Genomic DNA, 22473 nt, shown 5'->3' with positions numbered 1-22473 from the left:
GCCCATGACGGGCTACCTGCTGCGCCGGGTGCCATCGGCGCTGCTCGTGCTGCTGCTGGCCTCGGTGCTGGTGTTCATGGTGATCCGGTTGATCCCCGGTGACCCGGCCTCGATCCTGGCGGGCTCGGACGCCACGCCGGAGGCGATCGCCGCGATCCGCCGCGAGCTGGGCCTCGACCGGCCGCTGCACCTGCAGTACCTGCACTGGCTGACCGGGCTGCTCTCCGGCGACCTCGGCAGTTCCTACCTGATCGGCGGTGAGATCGGCGATCTGCTCGCCGACGGTGCGGCCAACACCGCCGTGCTGGCCGTCACCGCGCTCGTGCTGGCGGTGCTGTGCGCGGCCGCGCTCGGTCCACTGTGGGCGGTGACCCGCGGCGGCTGGGCGGACCGGGCGCTGACCGGCTTCACCACGGCCGCCATCGCGCTGCCGCCGTACGTCACCGGCGTGCTGCTGGTGCTGGTGTTCGGCGTGGCGGTCCGGCTGCTGCCGGCGGGCGGAGTGCCGCCGGACGGGCTCGCCGACCGCCTCGACATCACCGCCCAGCACCTGGTGCTGCCCGCGACCTGCCTGGCGCTCCCGGTGGCCGCGGTGCTCACCCGCTTCTTCGCCGAAGCGCTGCGCGGCGAACTCGCCCGCGACTACCCGACGACCGCGGCCGCGGCCGGGATCCCGCGCCGCCGGATCGTGTTCCGGCACGCGCTGCGCAACGCCGTGCCCGGTGCGGTGACCGTGCTGGGGCTTCAGGCCGGAAACCTGCTGGGCGGCGCGGTCCTGGTGGAGGCGGTGTTCTCCTGGCCGGGCCTGGGCATGCTCATCGAGCAGGGCATCGACCGGCGCGACTACCCGGTGGTGCAGGTGCTGCTGGTGCTCTCCGTCGCCGTCTACGTCCTCGTCCAGCTGGTGACCGACGTGGTGCACGCCTGCCTGGATCCGCGCATCCGGCTCGGGGGCACGTCATGACCGCACGCCGGATCCCCGTCCGCGGCCTGGTCGGCGCGGCCGTGATCGGGTTGATCTTCGCCGCCGGGCTCGCCGCACCGCTGCTCGCCCCGTACGCGCCGGAAACCCAGACCGAGGGCGCGAACCTGCTCGGGCCGGGCGCGGCGCACTGGTTCGGCACCGACGAGCTGAACCGGGACGTGCTCTCCCGGGTGCTGCACGGCATCCGGGTGGACCTGCTGATCAGCTTCGCGGCGGTGCCGCTGGGCGCGCTGACCGGCATCGCGGTCGGCGTCGCCGCCACCGCGCACCAGGCGCTCGACGTCGTGGTGCAGCGGGCGCTGGACGTGCTGCTGGCGTTCCCGAACCTGATCCTGGCCATCGCGCTGACCGCCGTGCTCGGGCCTGGCCTGAGCACGATCTTCACCGTGGTCGTGGTGGTGGAGATCCCGGTCTTCGCCCGGCTGGTGCGCAGCGAGGTGCTGCGGGTGCGGGAGCTGGAGTTCGTCACCGCGGCGCAGGTGATCGGCGCCCGCCGCGGCCGCGTCCTGCGCACCCACGTGGTGCCGAACTCGGCGGGCCCGCTGATCGTGCAGACCGCGTTGTCGATGTCGATCGCGGTGTTCCTGGAGGGCGCGATGAGCTTCCTCGGGCTCGGCGTGCGACCGCCCGAGCCGTCGCTGGGCAGCACCCTCAACGGCTCGCTGAACTACCTGGACGCCAACCCGGCCTACGCCATCGGGCCGCTGCTGGTCATCGCCGCGCTGGTGCTCGGCTTCCAGCTCATCGCACAGGCCGCGAGCGCGGCCACGAGGACAGGGGAGACGACGTGGTGAGCATTCCCGACGACGCCCGCGGCTACGAGGGGTTCGGCGGCGCGGTCGGCCGCACCTTCGCCGGATCGAAGCCGTGGTGGCCGCCGAAGCCCGGCGCGGACCGCGGTGCGCCCAACGTGGTGCTGATCGTGGTCGACGACCTCGGCTACAGCGACACCGGCCCGTACGGGTCCGAAGTGGACACCCCGAACCTGGACCGGCTGGCGGCTTCCGGCGTCCAGCTGACCAACTACCACACCACGCCGCTGTGCTCGCCCTCCCGAGCGGCGCTGCTGACCGGGCTCAACCCGCACCGCGCGGGCTTCGCGGTCCCGGCCAACTCCGATCCGGGCTTCCCCTCGCACGCCTTCGAACTGCCCGACCACGCGCCCACCCTGGCCGAATCGCTGCGCGCCGCGGGCTACGCCACCTTCGCGGTCGGCAAGTGGCACCTGACCAGGGACGCGCTCAGCCACGACGCGGCCGACCGCTCCTCCTGGCCGCTGCAACGCGGTTTCGACCGCTACTTCGGCAGCCTGGAGGGCCTGACCAACATGCACCACCCGCACCGCCTGGTGTGGGACAACAGCCCCTACGACATCGGCGATCAGCCGGCGGACTACTTCCTGACCGACGACCTCACCGACCGCGCGATCGGCATGATCGACACGCTGCGCGCCAACGATGCCGACAAGCCGTTCTTCCTCTACTTCGCACACCACGCGGTGCACGGCCCGATCGCGGCCGGGGAACCGGACCTGGCGAAGTACCGGGGCCGCTACCGCGCGGGCTGGGACGCGATCCGCGAACAGCGCTTCGACCGCCAGCTCGCCGCCGGGCTGTTCCCCGAAGGCACCGCGCTGCCGCCGCGCAACAGCGAACCGGGCCGCAGCGTCCCGCCGTGGGACGAGCTCAGCGCCGAGCAGCAGGAGCTCTACGCGCGCTACATGGAGGTCTACGCCGCAGCAGTGGACAGCGTCGACCAGAGCCTCGGCAGGCTGCTGGACGCGCTGGCCCGCCACGGCGAGCTGGACAACACCATCATCGCCTTCACCTCGGACAACGGCGCCACCGCCGAGGGCGGTGAGGAAGGCACCCGCAGCTACTTCAGCCAGTTCGCGCACGTCCCCGGGCTGCCCGCGGAGTGGGAGCGCGACGTGCCCCGCGACCCGGAGCTGATCGGCGGGCCGCAGACCACGGTGCACTACCCGAGCGGCTGGGCGCAGGCGTCGAACACCCCGTTCCGGCTGTACAAGTTCGACACCTTCGCGGGCGGGGTGCGCACCGCGTTCCTGCTGCACTGGCCAGCCGGGCTGAGCACGGGCGGGCTGCGGCACCAGTACGTCTACGTCACCGACGTGGCGCCGACGCTGCTGGAGCTGGCCGGGGTGCCGGGCCTGACCGAGCGCCACGGAGTCCCGGCGGCCGAGCTCGACGGGGTGAGCGCGGTGGACGTCCTGCGCAGCCCGGACCTGCCGAGCAGGCACACCCGGCAGTACACCGAGACCGGCGGCAACCGCGGCTACTACGCCGACGGCTGGAAGATCGTGACCCGCCACCGCCGCGGCACCGAGTTCACCGACGCCGAGTGGGAGCTCTACCACCTGGACGCCGACCCGACCGAAACCCGCGACGTGGCCGCGGAGAACCCGGCGAAGCTGGCCGAGCTCGCGGCCGAGTGGGAACGCGCGGCCTGGCGCAACGGCGTGTTCCCGCTCAACGACGGCAGTCCCGCCGCCCAGCTGCGGCGACCCGACGAGGAGCGGTTCCAGCGGCCGGTGTCGCTGTTCCCGGGCACTCCGACGCTGGAGCGCTACCGCTCGGCCCGGCTGGTGCAGTTCCGCGACTTCACCGCCACCGCCGACCTCCAGCACACGGCGGACGACCGAGGCGTCCTGTTCGCCCACGGCGACCAGGGCGGCGGCTACCTGGTGCACATCGACGACGGTTCCGCGCAGCTGGTCTACAACGCCTACGGCCGGATCCACCGCAGCGATCCCGTCCCGGTCGGCACCGGCGCGGTCGCCGTTCAGCTGGTGGCCGAAGCCCTGCCGGAATTCCGGTGGCGCTTGGCGCTGCAGGTCGGGGAGAAGCGCGCCGAACTCGCGCCGGTTCCGCAGCTGCTGGGCATGGCGCCGTTCACCGGCATCAGCATCGGCGCGGACCGCGGCGGACCGGTCGACTGGGACCTGCACAGCCGCGAGGGCCGCTTCCCCTACACCGGGCAGCTGGTGAAGGTCCGCTACGAACCCGGCCGCCAGGCCGACTACGACCCCCAGCTGATCGCGCGCCTGTGGGCTGAAGCTCAGCGCTTCTACGAGTGAAACACCATTCCGCACAACGGGTTTGAGGAGATCGTGATGGCGAGTCCGGTGCTGGCGTTCGACGGGCTGACGGTCGGCTTCGCCGCCGGGCCGGTGGTGCACGAGGTGGGCTTCGAGGTGGCGGCCGGGGAGATCGTCGCGGTCGTCGGCGAGTCCGGCTCGGGCAAGTCGGTCAGCGCCCGCGCCGCGCTGGGCCTGCTGCCGCCTTCGGCGGAGGTCTCGGGCAGCATCCGGCTGGACGGCCAGGAGCTGCTCGGGGCCGACCGGCAGCGCTGGCAGCAGGTCCGCGGCACCGGCATCGCGATGGTCTTCCAGGATCCGTCGTCGGCGCTCAACCCGGTGTTCAGCATCGGCTGGCAGCTCGCGGAGGTGCTCCGGGCGCACCGCGCGCTCAGCCGGAAGCAGGCCAGGGCCGAGGCGGTCGAGCTGCTGACCGCGGTGGGCATCCCCGAACCGCGGCGGCGCCTGCGGCAGTACCCGCACCAGCTCTCCGGCGGCCAGCAGCAGCGCGTGGTGATCGCGATGGCGCTGGCCAACGACCCGCGGGTGCTCATCGCCGACGAGCCGACCACGGCGCTGGACGTGACGGTGCAGGCCGAGATCCTGGCCCTGCTGCGCCGCCTCCGCGACGAGCGGGGCACGTCGATCGTGCTGATCACGCACAACATGGGCGTGGTGTCGGAGATCGCCGACCGGGTCGTGGTGCTGCGCGGCGGCGAGGTCGTGGAATCCGCACCGGCCGGCGAGCTGTTCTCCCGCCCGGCGCACGCCTACACCCGGCAGCTGCTGGCCGCCGTGCCGAGGTTCGGGGGCGAACCCGCACCGGCCGCCGATGCGGACCGGGCGGGCCTGGAGCTGGCGGACGTGGTGGTCGACTACGGCGGCTTCCGCGCCGTGGACGGGGTGAGCCTGCGGATCGGTGCGGGCGAAGTGCTCGGCCTGGTCGGGGAATCCGGCTCGGGCAAGTCGACGCTGGGGCGGGTGGCGGCGGGTCTGATCGTGCCGCGCTCGGGCTCGGTGTCGGTGCTGGGCGACGATCCGGCGGCGTTGTCACCGGCCCGGCGCCGGCAGCTGCGCCGCCGCATCGGATTCGTCTTCCAAGGCGCGGCGGCGTCGCTGGACCCGAGGTGGGCGGTGCGGGACTGCATCGCCGAACCGCTGCTGGTGCACCGGGCCGCGACCGGGCCGGAAACCCGGAGCAGGGTGGCGGAGCTGCTCGACGCGGTGCAGCTGCCGGCCGCGGTCGCCGACCGGCGGCCGCACGAGCTCTCCGGCGGGCAGCGCCAGCGCGTCGGCCTGGCCCGCGCCCTGGCGCTGCGACCGCAGCTGCTCATCGCCGACGAACCCACGAGCGCGCTGGACGTCTCGGTCCAGGCCGCGGTCCTGGACCTGCTCCGGCAGCTGCAGGCCGAGCTGGGCTTCGCCTGCCTGTTCATCACCCACGACCTGGCCGTGGCCGACAACCTCACGCACCGCGTGGTGGTGCTGCGCGGCGGCCGGGTCGCCGAGCAGGGGCCGACCCACCAGGTCCTGCGCAACCCGTCGGCCGACTACACGCGCGGTCTGGTCGCCGCCGTCCCCGGCGCGCAGCACCTGGTGCGGGTGTGAGCGCGCTCAGCCCGGTTCGCCGCGGCGCTTGCGGTGCGCGACCCAGGCGAAGTCGACGGCGGCGATCACGGCCAGCACCACGAGCACCCACGCGAACCAGACCAGCCCCGGGACCAGCAGGAACAGCCCCACCGCTGCGCCCGTGCAGAACACCAGGCCGAACCCGGCCAGCCACAACCGCAGGGTCAGCGCGCTGCGCGCGTAGGGCGCCCCGCCCACCCCGGCCATCGGATCGTGGTAGCCGGGCAGCCCCCGCTCGTACTCCTCGCGACTGCGTTTCGGCATGCCCCTCGGCTACCCGCGGTGCGCGGAGCCATGCCCGCTCAGTCCCGCACGACCTGCACGTCGGTGGTGCGGTCCAGCCGGTAGCCGACGCCGCGCACCGTGGTGATCAGGTCCAGGCCGGTGCCGAGCTTGCTGCGGATGCGGCGGATGTGCACGTCCACGGTCCGGGTGCTGGGTGCGCTGGTGAACTGCCACACGGCGTTGAGCAGCGAGCTGCGCCGGTGCACCCGGCCGGGGTTCTCGCACAGGTACAGCAGCAGGTCGAACTCCAGCCGGGTCAGCTGCACGGCGCTGCCGTCGGCGCGCAGGATGCGCCGGGGAGCCACCAGGATCTGCAGCTTCGGTTCTTCCGGGGCGGGCAGCGACCGCAGCCGCGGAGTCTCCACTGCGGACTGCTGGGGGAGGTGGCCGGGCTGCGGGGTGAAGACCCGTTCCAGCGCGGCCAGGTCCTGGCGGGTGACGATGAACCGGGCGGTCACCTCGACCACCGCGCCGTCCTGCAGCGGGCGGGTCTCGAACGAGTTCGCCGCGAGCGGCCGAGCGGCTTCCGATGTCATGGCACGAATCTCCGTCTCACATCGCGATGCGGATCCGGGGGAGCGGGTGGTGCGCGGGAGTGCTCAAGCGCGCCGACAGGCCGCCGACGCGACCCAGAGCAGGTCGATGTGCGCGCGCTGCACCAGCAGCGGTCCCAGTGCCATGATCGGATCAAAGCATCGCGGTGCACGGCCGTCAAAGCCGCTCATCAGGTGGGACGGGTCACCTCCGGAACCGGCGCCACCAGCGGGGTTTCGGCTCCTCCGGCGCGGGTTCGGGCGGAGCGGACGCTCGTGACCGGGCGGCCCGCCAGCTCGCCAGCAGCGCGTCGACGTCGGCCGGCGCGATGGCCACCTGCGGGCCGGTCGGGGCGCGCAGGTGCTCGACGATCCGGCGGTTGAGATCGCCGGCGACCTCGCGCACGGCCTGCTCGCTGGGCAGCTCGTGCGCGGTCTCGGCGAGCCGCTCGACCTCCTTGCGCAGCCGCAGCGGCGTCGGCAGCAGCGCCTCGCCGGACAGGCCTTCGCGGCGAAGGTAGTCCTTGACCCACCACTGCTCCTCGACGGGCTGGCCGGCGCCGGGCAGCGGCTTGCCCGCGCCGGGCAGGTCGTCGAAGTCGCCGCGCTCCTGAGCCGTCCGGATCTGCCGGTCCACCCACGATTCGAACGTGGTGCCGGGTGGCTTGCGCTCGGTCATGGCCCGATTGTCCGCCAGGCCGCACCGGCGGTGCCACCCCCGGCGCTCAGCCCCGGATGAACTTCAGCACGTCCAGCATGCTGTGCTCGTCGGCCGCGTCCGGACGGCCCAGGCAGGCGTGCAGGTCCTCGCGGATCCGATCGCGGTCGAGGCCGGATCCGATCACCACGAGCTGGGTGCGGCGCGGCTCGGAGCGGGCCCAGCGGGAGCGCTGGAAGCGCAGGAAGTCACCGACGGTGTGCAGGGTGAACTTCTGCTCGTGGCCGGGCACCCCGAAGTGGACCTGGCCCTTCATCCGGTACACCCCGGCCGGGCGGGCGTCCAGGAAGCGCATCAGCGCGCGCGGGTGGACCGGCTCGTCGGCGGTGAACTCCACGCTCTGGTAACCGGCGTGCAGGTGCTCGTGGCAGTCGTCGCCGACCAGGTCGTCGAAGGTCAGCTGCCGGGCGCTCTCCCGCCGCTGCCGCACCGACTCCCGGTCGAACAGCAGTGCCGGGTCGAGACGGCCGTGCGCGGTCGGCAGCACCGGCCCGCCGTCGGCGAGCTCGCGCACCAGCTCCAGCAGCCGGTCGCGGTCGCCGTCGGAGACCCGGTCGGTCTTGTTCAGCAGCACCAGGTCCGCGAAGCGCAGGTGCTGGTCGAGCTCGGGGTGGCGCTGCCGGGTTCGGTCGAACTCGGCGGCGTCGACCACCTCGACCAGCCCGCCGTAGCCGAGCCGGGGATTGGTGCTGCCCAGCAGCATCCGGACCATGGTGCGCGGATCGGCCAGCCCGCTGCACTCGATCACGATCACGTCGATGTCGCTGCTCGGGCGCGTCAGCTTGGCCAGCAGGTCGTCCAGGCCGCTGGCGTCCACCGCGCAGCACAGGCAGCCGTTGCTCAGCGAGACCGACGAGTCGACCTGCCCGGCCACGCTCAGCGCATCGATGTTGATCTGCCCGAAGTCGTTGACCACCACGCCGATCCGGGCGCCCTGCGGGTTGCGCAGCAGGTGGTTGAGCAGGCTCGTCTTCCCGGAGCCGAGGAACCCGGCGACGATGATGACCGGGATCGGTTGCCGAACCACACTGCCTCCGACGGATCGCTGCTGCGCCGGAAAGCATATTCACCGCGCCGCGCCGATCACTGCTCGGGTGTCGCCGGCGGCCCGGAGCGCACCTCGGTCTCGCGGCCCGCTGCCTGCTCGCGCCGCGCCTGCTCCAGCGACTCGGTCTCCTCCCGCGGGTCGGGGACCAGCAGGCTGCCCGGCACCGAGTGCCCGGCCGCGCCGAGCTGGTTCATCCTCTTGGGCACCGGGGCGCCCTGGTAGGGCAGCGGTTCCGGGTGGCCGTGCTCGTCCACCGGCCCCAGCGCCTGGTGCACCTCGACGAACTCGCCGTGCGGCAGCCGCTTGACGATGCCGGTCTCCACGCCGTGCGCCAGCACCTCGCGGTCCGTGCGCTGCAGCCCGAGGCAGATCCGGTAGGTCACGTAGTAGGCGATCGGCGGCACCAGCAGGACCCCGATCCGGCCCGCCCAGGTCGTCATGTTCAGCGACAGCCCGAACATGTAGGCGATGATGTCGTTGACCCCGGAGGCCAGCACCACCAGGAAGAACGCCAGCGCCATCGCGCCCAGCGAGGTGCGCAGGGGCACGTCGCGCGGGCGCTGGAGCAGGTTGTGGTGGGCGTCGTCGCCGCTGAGCTTGCGCTCCAGCAGCGGGTAGACGATCGCGACGGTGAACACCAGGCCGAGCCCGAGGACCAGCGGGAAGAACACCGCGGGCACGGTGTAGGGACCGAGGTAGAGCTCCCACGGCGGCCAGATGCGACCCATCCCGTCGGTCCAGATCATGTACCAGTCGGGCTGCGAGGCCGCGGAGATCATCGAGGCGTTGTACGGGCCGAAGTTCCAGACCGCGTTGATCTGGAAGACCCCGCTCATCATCGCCAGCACGCCGGTGACGATGAAGAACAGCCCGCTGCTCTTGACCGCGAACACCGGCATGATCCGCACACCCTCCACATTGGACTCTGTGCGGCCCGCGCCGGGGTACTGGGTGTGCTTCTGGTACCAGACGATCGCCAGGTGCACCGCGATCAGGCCCGCGATGATGCCCGGCAGCAGGAAGATGTGGATCATGTAGAAGCGCGGGATGATCTCGGTGCCCGGGAACTCCGCGCCGAACAGGATCCACTGCAGCCAGGTGCCGATCACCGGGATCGACAGCACGATGCCGGAGGCGATCCGCAGCCCGGTGCCGGAGAGCAGGTCGTCGGGCAGCGAGTAGCCGATGAAGCCCTCGAACATGCCGGTGATGAACAGCAGGATGCCGATCGTCCAGTTGACCTCGCGCGGGCGGCGGAACGCGCCGGTGAAGAAGATCCGCATCATGTGCACCACGATCGCGGCCATGAAGATCAGCGCCGCCCAGTGGTGCAGCTGCCGGGCGAACAACCCGCCGCGCACGTCGAAGGAGATGTCCAGGGTGCTCTCGAACGCCCGCGACATCGGGATCCCCTGCAGGTTGGTGAACTTCCCGTCGTAGACCACCTCGGTCATCGACGGGTCGAAGAACCAGGCGAGGTAGGTGCCGGTGATCAGCAGCACCACGAAGCTGTACAGCGCGATCTCGCCGAGCAGGAACGACCAGTTCGACGGGAAGACCTTGTTGAGCTGCCGCCGCATCCCGGCGGCCATGCGGAACCGCAGGTCCACCTCGTCGGCCTGGCGGCGCAGCGAAGCGGTGAACCTGCTCTCGGGCTTGGTGGGCTGGGTCAGCCTGCTCATGTCGACTCCCGGCTGCCGCGCCCCGAGCGACGCGGGGACCGCCTGCTGCCGAACCCCCGCGCGTGGCTGGGCGAAACGACGATGCGCGGCTACGAGCGTACTGCTTCGGCAAGCCGCGAGCAGCCGAACTGGTGTCCGGTCCCCGGTCAGCGACTGTGAGAGGAGATTCCCGCTTCGGGCAGCGACCGCGACGCATGACCGGCACCGCCACGCGAAATGAGCCTGGAACTCTCGACGCGGTGCAGGTGCGACCATGCGGGCTGGGGGGTACAACGAGGACGTATCGACTTCTCACGCGGACATTGGCGATCCGCCCGGACCGCCTGCGCAGCTGGCCGCCTGTCGTTCAGGAGGTGCTGCTGTGAAAATCGTGTGCATCGGGGCCGGTCCCGGGGGGTTGTACTTCGCCATCTCGGCGAAGCTGCGCGATGCCGGCCACGACATCACCGTGATCGAACGGGACCCGCCCGGTGCCACCTACGGCTGGGGGGTCGTCTACTGGGAAGACCTGCTGGACACGCTCTACCGCAACGACCGGGAGAGCGCGCGCCGCATCCGCGCGGAGTCGACGCTCTGGCAGGAGCAGGTCGTCGCGCTGCACAACACCGACAAGGCCTACCTCGGCGGCTACGGCTACAGCGTCAACCGGGCGCCGCTGCTGGCGATCCTGGCCGAGCGGGCGGCCGAGCTGGGCGTGCGGTTCCAGTACGAGACGACGGTGGAGGACCTTGCCGAGTTCGCCGACGCCGACCTGGTGGTGGTGGCCGACGGCGCCAACAGCCGCACCCGGCAGCGCTACCAGGACCAGTTCGGCACCCGGATCGACCACGGGCGCAACCCCTACATCTGGCTGGGCACGGAGCGGGTGTTCGACAAGTTCACCTTCGACTTCGAGCAGACCCCGGCGGGCTGGATCTGGTTCCACGCCTACCCGTCGGCCGCCGGCATCAGCACGTTCATCGTGGAGTGCACGGAGCAGACCTGGCGGGGACTGGGCCTGGACCGGCTCGGCGACGCCGAGACGCGGCAGCTGCTGGAGCAGATCTTCGCCGCCCCGCTGAAGGGACGGCCGCTGATCAGCCAGTCGCGCGGGAAACCTGCGTCGTGGCAGCGCTTCACCCAGGTGTTCAACGAGACCTGGCGCTACGACAACGCCGTGCTGATCGGGGATGCCGCGCACACCACGCACTTCACGCTGGGCTCCGGCACCAAGCTGGCCATCATGGACGCGATCGTGCTCGCGCAGGGCCTCTACGAACAGCCCGAGACCACCTTGGCGGTCAAGGAGTTCGACGAGGCGGGCCACACGGCGCTGCGGGAGGCGCAGATCGCGGCGCGCAGCAGCATGGCCTGGTTCGAAAGGGCCGACCGCTACACCGATCGCGGTGCCGTGGAGTTCTGCTACGCGATGGCGGGCCGGCACGGCATCCAGGGCCCTTGGCAGTACCAGCGCTACCTGGCCCAGCAGAACCTGCTGGTGCGCAAGGCGAAGCGGCTGACCGGCACCGGTCAGCGGTGGCTGCGGGCCCGCCGCCGCGGCGAGCCCTGGCGCTGACCGCCCGAAGAACTGCCCCTCCGCCCAACGGGTGGAGGGGCAGCTCTTGTCGGCTCAGTTGGGCAGCTGCCCGTCGACCGGCCGGGGCGGTGCCACCTGCTGCTCGGGCACCGCCGCCTGCCCCCGGTCCGGGTGGTGAAGCCGGTAGAGGTGGGCGTAGCCGGTGTTGTTGGCCAGCAGCTCCTCGTGCGTGCCCGCTTCGGTGATCCGGCCGTTGTCCAGGTACACGATCTGCTGCGCGTCGCGGACGGTGAGCAGGTTGTGCGAGATCACGATGGTGGTGCGCCCGGCCATCAACCGGCGCAGCGGGGCGAGGATCCGCCGCGTGGCATCGGCGTCCAGGCTCGTCGTCGGCTCGTCGAGCAGCAGGATCGGCGCGTCGCGGATCATCGCGCGGGCGATGGCGATGCGCTGCCGCTGCCCGCCGGAGAGCAGCCTGCCGCGCTGCCCGACGCGCGTTTCGTAGCCCTCCGGCAGGGTTTGGATGAACTCGTGGGCGTCGGCGGCCTCGGCGGCCTCGACGAGCTGGCGCTCATCGGCATCCGGGCGGCCGGCCAGGATGTTGTCCGCGATGGTGCCGTCCAGCAGCAGCGTCTCCTGCAGCACGATCGCGATGTTGGCGCGCAGGTCGGCGATGTCGAGCTGCCGCAGGTCGATCCCGTCGAGCAGGATGCGGCCGCGCTCCGGGTCGTAGAAGCGCAGCAGCAGCTTGGTCAGCGTCGACTTGCCCGCACCGCTGGCGCCGACCACCGCGGTGGTCTGGCCGGGCGGCGCGCAGAAGCTCACGCTGTGCAGCACGTCGTTGGTGGTGCCGGGGTAGCGGAAGTCGACTCGGTCGACGTCGATCCGGCCGGTGACCCGCCGCAGCGGCACCGGGTCCGGCGGGCTCTGCACCAGCGGCTTCTGGTCGAGCAGCTCGATGATGCGCTCGGCGCTGGCGGATGCGGAGAACACCCGGTTGACGAGCTGGCCGAGGCTCTGCACCGGCGTGTAGAGCTGGGAGAGGTAGATCAGGAACGCCAGCAGCCCGCCGAGGCTGATCCGCCCGGCCGACAGCTCCAGGATCCCGACCCCGACGATGGCCAGCACGCCGAAGACCTGCATCAGATCGGTCAACGGCCCGAACAGCGCCCCGATGCGGGCGGCGGAGAGCTCGGCGACGACGTTGCCGCGGCTCTGCCGGGCGAAGCGGCCGACTTCGGCCTCCTCGCGGCCGTAGGCCTGGATCAGCGACGCGTTGCCGAGGCTCTCCTCGGCCACGGTGCTGATCGAGCCGCTGCGCCCGCGCTCCTCCCGGGCGGCGTCCTTGATGCGGCGGGCGAAGAACTTGGCCACCAGCCAGAAAAGCGGCACCGACACCAGCGCCACCAGTGCCAGCCGCCAGTCGAGGTAGAACAGCACACCGCCGAACAGCAGGATCTTGACCACCGAGGAGAAGGTCTGGGCGACGCCGGAGAGCACCAGGGACTCGATGGCGCCGACGTCGTCGGTGAGCCGGGACAGGGTGTCGCCGATGCGCCTGCGGTCGAAGAACCCGACCGACAGCGTGTGCAGGTGCGCGAAGACCCTGGTGCGCATCCGGTGCAGGAAGTTCTCGCCGATCCACACCGCGAGGTACTGCCCGCAGAAGTCGAGCACCCCGGACAGCAGCGTGAGCACCGCGTAGGCGGCCGCCACCATCGGGAACACGGCGAAGTTCTGCGGTGTCAGCACGTCGTCGATGAGCACTTTGAACAGCCAGATCGCCGCGGTGTCCAGCAGCGGCGAGATCAGCACGAGCAGCAGGCTGAGCAGCAGCCAGCCGCGGAACGGCCTGGCATCCGGCCAGAACCGCTTGATGACCGCCCGCACGCGCATCACCGGCGCGTGCTCGACGAGCCCCTCGGTGTCGCGCTCCGCAGGCCGGAACAGCCAGTTCACCAACCCCGGCAACCGCCTCACCCCCAGGCAGAGGCGTGGCTCCCGCTCCGGGGGAGCGGGAGCCACGCGAATCGGATGGATGGAACGTCGGTCAGAGCGCGGTCAGCAGCCCCAGCCGCCCCAGCCGCCCCAGCCCCAGCCGGAGCCGCCCCAGCCCCAGCCGGAGCCCCAGCCGCCCCAGCCCCAGCCGGATCCCCAGCCCCAACCGGAGCCCCAGCCCCAGCCGTGGCGGTTGCCGCGGAATCCGTCGAACTTGAACGTGTCCTTGATCTGCATTCCGATCACTCTTTTCCCAGTCGATGCACGTCGCGTGCCGGACCGTCGTGCAATCCGGCGTGCGCTTGCACGCGATGCGAGGTGAATTCAGCTGGTACCGCGAACCACATTCCGGGCGGAATCGATCAGGGCCCCAGGATCGAACTGCCGCTCGGTGGGAGCTTCGGGCTCGCGGCCCGTTTCCGGAATTTGCCCCTCGCGTCGGGTCACTTCGCGGGGCGAACCGGACTTCCCCAGTTCCCCGTCGTCCTGCGACGCCGGGTCTTTCGCTTTCCTCGACGTGACCGCCTCCCACACTAAGACGTCGACTGGTGCAGGACAAGCTGACTCCGGCAATGCTCCGACGGGTTTTTTCGCCTGCTCGCGGCGGACTGGGGCGGACTGCCGGGAAAACGGGTATTTGGTCCCTGGATTCTTCCGCGACCTGTTTTCCAGGAGTGCGAATTGGGTAAGAGGAAACGCTGATCTTTCACGCGCGCCGTGCGTTTTCGCGCGCGGAGATCGGACCGGGAATGCGCCGTTGATTGATGACGCGCCGCAGTGCCGGTGAAGGAATTTCCGATTCGTCAGCTGCTGTGGAACAGGTGCTGGAAGAAGGTCGTCAGCGAGGTGAACACGGTGCTGACCGCGGTGATCACCAGGTCCCACGCGGCCTGCACGGTGGTGGCCGCACCCACCGGATCGCGGACCAGCAGGAACCCGCAGACGACGACCACCAGCACCACGACCGCGATCACCGGCTTGCGGTTCATCGCCATCAGCCTCCCCGTCGTCGGACCACCCGCGCAGCGACGCGAAAACCCTACCGGGCGGAGCTCGGCGCGGCCGCACCAGAGCCCGCCACGGCGCGTCGTGCCCGCAGCGGCCGGGTCAGCCGCCACCCGATCCGGGTGCTGAGCTCCCGCAGCGGCTCCACCCAGTCGGCCGGATCGTGCTCGTGCTGGCCGGTGTGCCAGCCCACGCTGACGCTCCCGTAGAGCTCGTCGCGCAGGAACACGGGCGCGGCCAGCGTCGCCACCCCGAGGTCGTACTCGCCGACGGTGAACGCCCAGCCGGATTCCCGGACCTCGGCGAACTGCCGCTCCAGCACCGCCAAGTCGGTCACCGTCCGGTCGGTGAACCGGGCCAGCGGCCGGTCGGTGAAGATCCGGGACCGCGCCTCCGGCGGCAGGAAGGCGTAGAAGGCCTTGCTCGTGGCCCCGGCGTGGGCGGGGTAGAGCTCGTTGGTCAGCGGGTAGTCGCGCAACCTCCCGTCGGCGCCCTCGGCGACCACCACGCAGCGCATGTGCGCGCTGTCGGGCAGCGCCAGCAGCACGCTGTGCCCGGTGTCGGCGGCGAGCTCCGCCAGCAGCGGCCGCACCAGCAGGTCCAGCGCCCCCGCGTGATCCCACAGCCGGCCCAGGTGCAGCGCGGCGGGCCCGATCCGGTAGCGGCGGTTGGCGTCGTTGCGCACCAGGAACCCGCGGTGGGCCAGCGTGGCCAGCAGCCGCTGCGCGACCGAGGTGTGCAGCCCGAACTCGGCGGCGATCTCGGTCACACCTCGCTCCGGGTGCGCGCGGTCGAAGGCCAGCAGGACCTGCAGCGCCCGGTCGGCGGTCTGCGGCAGCCCGGGCGGCGTGCGGCGGTCGGTTCCGAAGTCCGGCATGGCCCCATTGTGCGAATAACGGGATTTCCTTGCCCAGCGGTCCGGCCGCCGCGCACGGTGGTCGTCGAGGGGCCGCCCGTTCCCGGCGGTCACCAGCGAATCCGGCCGCACCGCTCGGCCCCGGCTCCGGAGGAAACCGCGGATGCTCAAGTACGTCCTGGACGTGGTGGACCTGCTCGACTCGCCGGAGGTGACCGGTGCCGACGTCGTCGGCTACCTGGACCGCGCGGCGGGGGAACCCGGGCTGGTCAGCAGCACCACGGTGCCCGGCGAGCGCGGCAGCACCGACTTCGTCCAGGTCCGCGTGCCCGGCACCCGCGGCCGGGCGGCGGGCGGCGACGCTCCGACGCTGGGCGTGGTGGGCAGGCTCGGCGGCATCGGCGCCCGGCCCGAGGTGACCGGTTTCGTCTCCGACGGCGACGGCGCCGCGGCGGCGATCTCGGCCGCGGCGAAGCTGCTGACCATGCGCGCCCGCGGCGACCGGCTGCCCGGCGACGTCGTGATCAGCACCCACGTGTGCCCGGACGCCCCCACCCGCCCGCACGACCCGGTGCCGTTCATGGACTCACCGGTGGGCATCGCCACCATGAACGCCCACGAGGTCGACGCGTCGATGGACGCCGTGCTGTCCATCGACACCACCAAGGGCAACCGGATCATCAACCACCGCGGCCTGGCGCTGTCGCCGACGGTCAAGCAGGGCTGGGTGCTGCGCGTCGCCGACCGGCTGGGCACCCTGCTGGAGACGGTCACCGGCGAACCGCTGGTGACCTACCCGGTGACCACTCAGGACATCACGCCCTACGGCAACGGCGTCCACCACATCAACTCGATCCTGCAGCCCGCCACCGCGACCGGCGCGCCGGTGGTCGGCCTGGCGATCGTGGCCGCCACCGCGGTGCCCGGCTGCGCCACGGGCGCCAGCCACGAGACCGACATCGCCGCCGCGGCCCGCTACGCGGTCGAGGTGGCCAAGGAGTTCGGCGCCGGGCAGCTGGTCTTCCACGACCAGGCCGAGTTCGACCACCTCGTCGCCCGCTACGGCTCGATGGCCCACCTGCAGACGATGGGAGCGCTGCCCGCCGAGCAGTGACAGTCCCGCCTCTCCGCAGTCCCGCCTCTCCGCGATTTTCAGTGGTGGTCGCGTCCGGAGTCGATCTCGCGTTGTGCGGTTTCTTGTGGCTGGGTTGCATCACGGTCCCCTGAGGTGCGGTTGAGCAGGACTCCGGTTGACACGAGAGAAGTCGCGTACGAGTCCTCAGGGGCTGCTACTTGCACCGCCGCAGAGAATGTTCCTGGAAGCCTTTCCCGGTCGAAGGAGCGTTGATGGAGTACCAGCACGTGTTGTTGGAGGAGGACGGTGCGGCCGTCCGCATCACCATGAACCGGCCGGAGCGGCGCAACTCGCTGTCGGTCGACCACCTCGCGGAGTTGGAGGAGGCCTTCGAGGCGGCCGCCGCGACGAAGGCGACCGGGATCGTGCTGGCCGGGTCCGGGCCGGTGTTCAGCTCCGGCCACGACTTCGGCGACATGGCCGGGCGGGACCTGGCCGGGATGCGCGAGATGCTGCGGCGGTGCGAATCGCTGATGCGCACCATCCACGCCGTCCCGCAGGTGGTGATCGCGCGGGTGCACGCGCTGGCGATGGCGGCAGGCTGCCAGCTGGTCGCCTCCTGCGACCTGGCGGTGGCCGCCGAGTCCGCGGGCTTCGCGCTGCCCGGCGGCAAGGGCGGCTGGTTCTGCCACACCCCGGCGGTGCCGGTGGCGCGGTCGATCGGGCGCAAGCGGCTGATGGAGCTGGCGCTCACCGGCGACCCGATCGACGCCGCGACGGCCGAGCGCTGGGGCCTGGTCAACCGCGTGGTTCCCGACGACGAGCTGGACGCCGCGGTGGACGAGCTGCTGGCGCGCGCCACGCGGGGCAGCAGGCACGCGAAGGCGGTGGGCAAGCAGACCATCTACGCCCAGCTGGACCGGCCCGAGGCCGACGCGTACGCGATCGCCACCGAGGTGATGGCGGCGACGTCGCAGTCACCGGACGCGCGCGAGCAGATGCAGGCCTTCCTGGAGAAGCGCAAGCCCGACTTCGGCGGCTGACCTGGATCGCGCGTCGACTGGTGGCCGCGGAGATCGGCTGCGAGGCTTGGCGCGTGCGTGAGAGCGGAAGATCGCCGAAGGCGGATGCGAGGTCGGTGCGGCGCTGGCGGCGACTGCTCGCCGACGAGCGCGAGGAGGCCGCGGTCTACCGCGAGCTCGCCGCCCGCCGCACCGGCGAAGAGCGCGAAATCCTGCTCGGGCTGGCCGAAGCCGAAGAGCGCCACGCCGCGCACTGGGAGGAGCTGCTCGGCGACGAGGCCGGGCCCCAGCGCCGCGGCCAGTTCCGGATGCGGCTGCTGGTGTTCCTGGCCCGCCGCTTCGGTTCGGTCTTCGTGCTCGCCCTGGCCCAGCGCGCGGAGAGCCGCTCGCCGTACGGCTCGGACCGCGACGCTTCAGCGGCGATGGCCGCCGACGAGCGGATCCACGAGGAGGTCGTGCGCGCGCTCGCCGCCCGCGGCCGGGCCCGCGTGTCGGGAACCTTCCGCGCGGCGGTGTTCGGCGCGAACGACGGCCTGGTCAGCAACCTGGCCCTGGTGCTCGGGGTGATCGGCGGGAACGTGCCGACCGGGACGGTGCTGCTGACGGGCCTGGCCGGGCTGCTCGCGGGTGCGCTGTCGATGGGCGCGGGCGAGTACATCTCGGTGCGCTCCCAGCGGGAGCTGCTGGCCGCGGCCTCGCCGAACCCGGAAGCCCGCGCCGTGGTGCCCTACCTCGACGTCGACGCCAACGAGCTGGCGCTGGTCTACCGCGCCAGGGGCATGTCCGCCGAGGAGGCGCAGCGCCGGGCCGACGCGCTGCTGCGCGACCCGAAACCGCCGGTGCCCGCCCCGGAGGCGCCCGCGGACGACCACGAGATCGTCGGCACCGGGGTGAAGGCAGCCATCTCCAGCTTCGCCTTCTTCGCCTCCGGCGCCCTGGTGCCGGTGCTGCCGTTCCTCTTCGGCATGTCCGGCGGGTGGGCGGTGCTGGTGGCGGTGGTGCTGGTCGGGCTCGCGCTGATGCTCACCGGCGCGACCGTCGGCGTGCTGTCCGGCGCCGCGCCGCTGCCCCGCGCGCTGCGGCAGCTGGGCATCGGCGCGGGAGCGGCGGCGGCGACCTACGTGCTCGGCCTTGCCTTCGGCGCGACCGTCGGCTGATCAGTCCGCAGTGGACTCCTCGAGCTCGAACTTGGCGCGCTTGTCGGCGGGAACGAGGTCGAGGTAGTCGGCGTGGGTGCTGATCCAGCGGCGCACGAACGGGCAGTAGGGCAGCACCGCGAGACCGCGCTCGCGAGCCGAATCCAGAGCGGCGCGCACCAGCGTGCCGCCCATTCCGCGGCCGCCGAAGGCCGCGTCGATCTCGGTGTGCACGAACGCGATCGAGCTGGGTCGCAGCTTGTACTCGGCGAACCCGGCGAGCTCGCCGTCGGCGCGGATCTCGAACCGCTCGGCGTCCGGGTTGTCGACGACCTCGGGCTGGTCGGTCACGTTCGAGCCTCCTCGGCAACGGCTGCTGGCCGGGTCGATTGTGCCCCATCCGAGGTGTGGGGGAAGCTCACCGGGTGAGCAATGTGGAACAGGACCCGGCCGAGCTGCGCTGCGGCGGCGTGAGCACCGCCGCCGAACCGGAGGCCGAACTGCTGGAGCCGCGCGTCGTCCCGCTGGGCGGGCCGCGGGCGATGATGGTCGGCCGCACGCTGCCCAACCGCGACCGGCGGATGGTCGGGGCTTGGTGCTTCGCCGACTTCTACGGCCCGGCCGACATCGCGGGGCAGCCGGGCATGCAGGTCCCGCCGCACCCGCACACCGGCCTGCAGACGGTCAGCTGGTTGCTCGACGGCGAGGTGCTGCACCGCGACAGCCTGGGCAACGAGCAGCTGGTGCGGCCGGGCGAGCTGAACCTGATGACCGCGGGCCGCGGCATCTCCCACTCCGAGGAATCCCCGGCCGGTCACGGCCCGGTGCTGCACGGCGCGCAGCTGTGGGTCGCGCTGCCCGGCGCGCAGCGCGACGTCGCACCGCACTTCGAGCACCACGGCGACCTCCCGGTGGTGTCCTCGCCGGAAGGCGAGGTGACCGTGCTGATGGGCGAGCTCGCCGGGGCGGCTTCGCCGGCGCGCACCTACACGCCGCTGATGGGTGCTGAGGTGTCGATCAGCGCAGGCCGCGCCCTCCGGTTGCCGCTGGAGACCGACTTCGAGCACGCCGTGCTGGCGATGTCCGACGGGTTCTCCGTCGACGGACGCCCGGTCGGCGTCGGCGAGATGCTCTACCTCGGGCGGGGCCGCGCGCAGGTCGAGCTCGGTTCCGGCCGGGCACTGCTGCTCGGCGGTGTGCCGTTCGAGGAGCAGATCGTCATGTGGTGGAACTTCGTCGGCCGCTCGCACGACGAGGTCGCCCAAGCGCGCGAGGACTGGGAGCGGGGCCGCGCTTCCGGCGCACCGGACGGCCGCTTCGGCGTCGTGCACGGCTACGCGGAGCCCGCGCTGGCCGCTCCCGCGCTGCCCAACGCCGAGCTCCGCGCTCGCGGGCGCACCCGCAAGCCGAGCTGATCTGTCAACCGGCGAAGTGCAAGGTGTCCGCGCCCGGTGCGGACACCTTGCCAACTTTCCCCGCCGCGAACGGTGACCGAGACTCGGCCGTGAGCGAGGGAGAGTGGGATGGCGGAACTGGCCGATCTCTCGGCGGTGGACCTGGTCGCGGCGTACCGGGCGGGGGAGACCTCGCCGGTGGAAGCGCTCGACGCCGTTCTGACGCGCGTCGAGGCCTGGGAATCGAAGCTGTGCGCGACCTACGCGCTGGACGCCGAAGCAGCGCGCGCCGCGGCTGCGGCCTCGCAGCGGCGCTGGCTCGGCGGAGCACCGGCAGGCCCGCTCGACGGCGTCCCGGTGACGGTGAAGGAGAACATCGCCACCAGGGGCACCCCGGTGCCGCAGGGCACGGCGGCGACCGAGCTGATCCCGGCGCGGGAGGACGCACCCGCCGCGGCGCGCCTGCGGGAGAGCGGTGCGGTGATCTTCGCCAAGACCACCATGCCCGACTACGGCATGCTGTCCTCCGGCGTGTCCAGCTTCCACCGGCCGGCGCGGAACCCGTGGAACCTCGGCCGCACACCGGGTGGTTCGAGCGCCGGGGCGGGTGCGGCCGCCGCTGCCGGGTACGGACCGCTGCACCTGGGCACCGACATCGGCGGCTCGATCCGGTTGCCCGCCGGGTGGTGCGGGGTGGTCGGGCTCAAACCGAGCTTCGGCCGCATCCCGGTCGCCCCGCCCTACCCGGGCCGCGTGGTCGGCCCGATGACCCGCACGGTCACCGACGCCGCGCTGCTGTCCTCGGTGCTGGCGGCGCCGGATGCCCGCGACCACACCGCGCTGCCACCGGCAGGCATCGACTGGCTGCGGCTGGACGGCGAGGTGCGCGGGCTGCGCATCGCTCTGCTGCTGGACCACCGCGTGGGCCTGCCCGTGGAGCCGGTGGTCACCGCCGCGGTCGCCGCCGCGGGCCAGGTGCTGGAATCGGCCGGGGCGTCGGTGGAGCCGATCGACCCGTTCCTGTCCCGCGAGATGCTCGACGGCATGGACCTGTTCTGGCGCTTCCGGTCCTGGACGGACATCTCGGCCCTGCCCGCCGAGCGCCGGGAGCTGGTGCTGCCGGGCATCGCGCAGTGGGCGTCGAGCGCCCGCGATGCCACGGCGGCCCAGGTGTTCCACGGCTTCAGCCAGATGGACGCGATCTCGGTGGCGGCCAACCGGGTGGTCCGCGACTTCGACTACGTGCTCTCGCCGGTCGCGCCGATCCCGGCGTTCCCGGCGGAGCAGGCCTACCCGACCGGTGACCCGCTGCGCGGCATGGAGCACATCGCGTTCACCTTGCCCTGCAACATGTCCGGGCAGCCGGCGGTGTCGGTCAACTGCGGCTGGACCCCGGACGGCCTGCCGATCGGCCTGCAGATCGCGGGCCGCCGCTTCGACGACGTCGGCGTGCTCCGCCTGGCCCGGGCCTACGAGCAGTTGCGCCCGGCGCAGCTCGCCTGGCCGCGGCCGTGATCAGCCCAGCAGCTCCGCGAAGCGCTCGACGCCGACGTTGCCGCCGGAGACCACCACACCGACCCGGGACGCGGTGATCCGCCCGGCGAGCAGCGCCGCGATGCCGACCGCACCGCTGGGCTCGACCACCAGCTTCAGCCGCTCGAAGGCCAGCCGCATCGCCGCCCGGATCTCGTCGTCGGTGACCACCGCGATCTCGTCGACCAGCCGCTGGTTCACCGCGAACGTCAGCTCGCCCGGCGTGGCGACGGCCAGCCCGTCGGCGATGGTGCGCGACACCGGCACCGACACCCGCTCGCCCGCCGCGAGCGATCGCCTGGTGTCGTCGGCGGTGTCGGGCTCGACCCCGACGACGCGGATCTGCGGGTGCAGCGCCTTGGCCGCCGTCGCGCACCCGGCCACCAGCCCGCCGCCGCTGACCGGCACCACGAGCGCGTCCAGCGGTCCGGTCTCGGCCAGCAGTTCCAGCACGGCGGTGCCCTGACCGGCCATCACGTGCGGGTGCTCGTAAGGCGGGATCAGCGTCAGCCCGCGCTCCTCGGCGAGCTTTCCGGCGAGCTCCGCGCGGTCGGCGGTGTAGCGGTCGAAGGTGATGACCTCAGCGCCGTAGCCGCGGGTGGCGGCGAGCTTGGCAGCCGGGGCGTCCGCGGGCATCAGGATCACCGCGGTCGTGCCCAGCAACCGGGAGGCCAGGGCGACGGCCTGCGCGTGGTTGCCGGAGGAGTACGCCACGACGCCGCGCCGCAGCTGGTCCGGGCTCAGCCGGGAGATCGCGTTGTAGGCGCCGCGGAACTTGAACGCGCCCATCCGCTGGAAGTTCTCGCACTTGAGGAAGACCTCGGCGCCCACCAGCTCGTCCAGCGTGCTGGAGGTGACGACCGGGGTGCGGTGCGCGATGCCCGCCAACCGCTCGGCGGCGTCCTGGACATCAGCGAAGCTGACGATCTCGCCCATCTGGCCCCTCTCGTGGAAACTCCTG

The 22473-nt window shown here is 72.2% G+C and carries 21 protein-coding genes; 10 read left to right on the top strand and 11 right to left on the bottom strand.

What is annotated here, in order from left to right:
* Positions 1–4: 4 nt before the first annotated feature.
* From OU416_RS13765 to OU416_RS13750, 4 genes are read left to right on the top strand one after another with little or no spacing between them, the layout of a single operon-like run.
* Positions 5–964 carry an ABC transporter permease gene (locus OU416_RS13765; protein WP_270927310.1) on the top strand — a complete coding sequence of 320 codons (960 nt, stop codon included), beginning with the start codon at positions 5–7 and terminating at the stop codon, positions 962–964.
* Positions 961–1779, top strand: coding sequence for an ABC transporter permease (locus OU416_RS13760; protein ID WP_270927309.1), 819 nt, complete (start codon positions 961–963; stop codon positions 1777–1779). Before OU416_RS13765 ends, OU416_RS13760 begins: the two co-directional genes overlap by 4 nt.
* Positions 1776–4082 (top strand): arylsulfatase, encoded by a 2307-nt coding sequence (locus OU416_RS13755; RefSeq protein ID WP_270927308.1) that lies wholly within the window; start codon positions 1776–1778, stop codon positions 4080–4082. The genes OU416_RS13760 and OU416_RS13755 overlap by 4 nt, the downstream gene beginning before the upstream one ends.
* 36 nt (positions 4083–4118) lie before the next feature.
* Positions 4119–5690, top strand: a complete 1572-nt coding sequence (locus OU416_RS13750; protein ID WP_270927307.1) for a dipeptide ABC transporter ATP-binding protein — start codon at positions 4119–4121, stop codon at positions 5688–5690.
* Between the two features lie 6 nt (positions 5691–5696).
* Here the strand turns inward: OU416_RS13750 and OU416_RS13745 are convergent, their stop codons facing one another.
* The 5 genes from OU416_RS13745 to qcrB form a co-directional block, all read right to left on the bottom strand.
* Entirely contained in the window at positions 5697–5975 is a 279-nt protein-coding gene (locus OU416_RS13745) for a DUF6343 family protein (protein ID WP_270927306.1), read from the bottom strand.
* A 38-nt stretch (positions 5976–6013) separates the two neighbouring features.
* Positions 6014–6532: a winged helix-turn-helix domain-containing protein gene (locus tag OU416_RS13740; protein ID WP_270927305.1), complete on the bottom strand. Its 519-nt coding sequence runs from the start codon at positions 6530–6532 to the stop codon at positions 6014–6016.
* Between the two features lie 202 nt (positions 6533–6734).
* Positions 6735–7208: a DnaJ family domain-containing protein gene (locus OU416_RS13735; protein ID WP_270927304.1), complete on the bottom strand. Its 474-nt coding sequence runs from the start codon at positions 7206–7208 to the stop codon at positions 6735–6737.
* A 46-nt stretch (positions 7209–7254) separates the two neighbouring features.
* Positions 7255–8274, bottom strand: a complete 1020-nt coding sequence (locus OU416_RS13730) for a CobW family GTP-binding protein (RefSeq protein WP_270927303.1) — start codon at positions 8272–8274, stop codon at positions 7255–7257.
* Positions 8275–8330: 56 nt separating this feature from the next.
* A complete protein-coding gene (qcrB, locus tag OU416_RS13725) occupies positions 8331–9977 on the bottom strand; it encodes a cytochrome bc1 complex cytochrome b subunit (protein ID WP_270927302.1) in 1647 nt (548 codons plus the stop codon).
* A 361-nt stretch (positions 9978–10338) separates the two neighbouring features.
* Between qcrB and OU416_RS13720 the strand changes: the two genes are divergently transcribed.
* On the top strand, positions 10339–11532 hold the full coding sequence (locus tag OU416_RS13720) for an FAD-dependent monooxygenase (protein ID WP_270927301.1): 1194 nt from the start codon (positions 10339–10341) through the stop codon (positions 11530–11532).
* A gap of 54 nt (positions 11533–11586) precedes the next feature.
* Here the strand turns inward: OU416_RS13720 and OU416_RS13715 are convergent, their stop codons facing one another.
* The 4 genes from OU416_RS13715 to OU416_RS13700 form a co-directional block, all read right to left on the bottom strand.
* Entirely contained in the window at positions 11587–13464 is a 1878-nt protein-coding gene (locus OU416_RS13715; RefSeq protein ID WP_270927300.1) for an ABC transporter ATP-binding protein, read from the bottom strand.
* Positions 13465–13554: 90 nt separating this feature from the next.
* Complete coding sequence (locus tag OU416_RS13710) at positions 13555–13728, bottom strand: hypothetical protein (RefSeq protein ID WP_270927299.1); 174 nt, start codon at positions 13726–13728, stop codon at positions 13555–13557.
* A 566-nt stretch (positions 13729–14294) separates the two neighbouring features.
* A complete protein-coding gene (locus OU416_RS13705) occupies positions 14295–14480 on the bottom strand; it encodes a hypothetical protein (protein WP_270927298.1) in 186 nt (61 codons plus the stop codon).
* A 50-nt stretch (positions 14481–14530) separates the two neighbouring features.
* On the bottom strand, positions 14531–15373 hold the full coding sequence (locus tag OU416_RS13700; protein ID WP_270927297.1) for an IclR family transcriptional regulator: 843 nt from the start codon (positions 15371–15373) through the stop codon (positions 14531–14533).
* 142 nt (positions 15374–15515) lie between these two features.
* Between OU416_RS13700 and OU416_RS13695 the strand changes: the two genes are divergently transcribed.
* The 3 genes from OU416_RS13695 (at position 15516) to OU416_RS13685 (ending at position 18606) form a co-directional block, all read left to right on the top strand.
* On the top strand, positions 15516–16466 hold the full coding sequence (locus OU416_RS13695) for a DUF1177 domain-containing protein (protein ID WP_270927296.1): 951 nt from the start codon (positions 15516–15518) through the stop codon (positions 16464–16466).
* A 233-nt stretch (positions 16467–16699) separates the two neighbouring features.
* Positions 16700–17470, top strand: a complete 771-nt coding sequence (locus tag OU416_RS13690; protein WP_372907237.1) for an enoyl-CoA hydratase-related protein — start codon at positions 16700–16702, stop codon at positions 17468–17470.
* A 53-nt stretch (positions 17471–17523) separates the two neighbouring features.
* Positions 17524–18606 carry a VIT1/CCC1 transporter family protein gene (locus OU416_RS13685; RefSeq protein WP_270927294.1) on the top strand — a complete coding sequence of 361 codons (1083 nt, stop codon included), beginning with the start codon at positions 17524–17526 and terminating at the stop codon, positions 18604–18606.
* Here OU416_RS13685 and OU416_RS13680 read toward each other — a convergent pair whose 3' ends face one another.
* The gene (locus tag OU416_RS13680; RefSeq protein WP_270927293.1) at positions 18607–18936 is read right to left on the bottom strand and encodes a GNAT family N-acetyltransferase; all 330 of its coding nucleotides are present in this window, start codon (positions 18934–18936) and stop codon (positions 18607–18609) included. It lies immediately after the preceding gene.
* Between the two features lie 74 nt (positions 18937–19010).
* On the opposite strand from OU416_RS13680, the gene OU416_RS13675 reads away from it, so the two are divergent.
* Positions 19011–20000 carry a pirin family protein gene (locus OU416_RS13675; RefSeq protein WP_270927292.1) on the top strand — a complete coding sequence of 330 codons (990 nt, stop codon included), beginning with the start codon at positions 19011–19013 and terminating at the stop codon, positions 19998–20000.
* Between the two features lie 108 nt (positions 20001–20108).
* Positions 20109–21494, top strand: coding sequence for an amidase (locus OU416_RS13670; RefSeq protein WP_270927291.1), 1386 nt, complete (start codon positions 20109–20111; stop codon positions 21492–21494).
* On the opposite strand, the gene OU416_RS13665 is transcribed toward OU416_RS13670, so the two are convergent.
* The gene (locus OU416_RS13665) at positions 21495–22448 is read right to left on the bottom strand and encodes a threo-3-hydroxy-L-aspartate ammonia-lyase (RefSeq protein WP_270927290.1); all 954 of its coding nucleotides are present in this window, start codon (positions 22446–22448) and stop codon (positions 21495–21497) included. It lies immediately after the preceding gene.
* Positions 22449–22473: the final 25 nt, after the last annotated feature.

The sequence above is a fragment of the Saccharopolyspora indica genome (assembly GCF_027853965.1).
Lineage (GTDB): Bacteria > Actinomycetota > Actinomycetes > Mycobacteriales > Pseudonocardiaceae > Saccharopolyspora > Saccharopolyspora indica.
The sequence above is the reverse complement of the archived record's forward strand: the minus strand, read 5'-3'. Positions and strand labels throughout refer to the sequence as shown.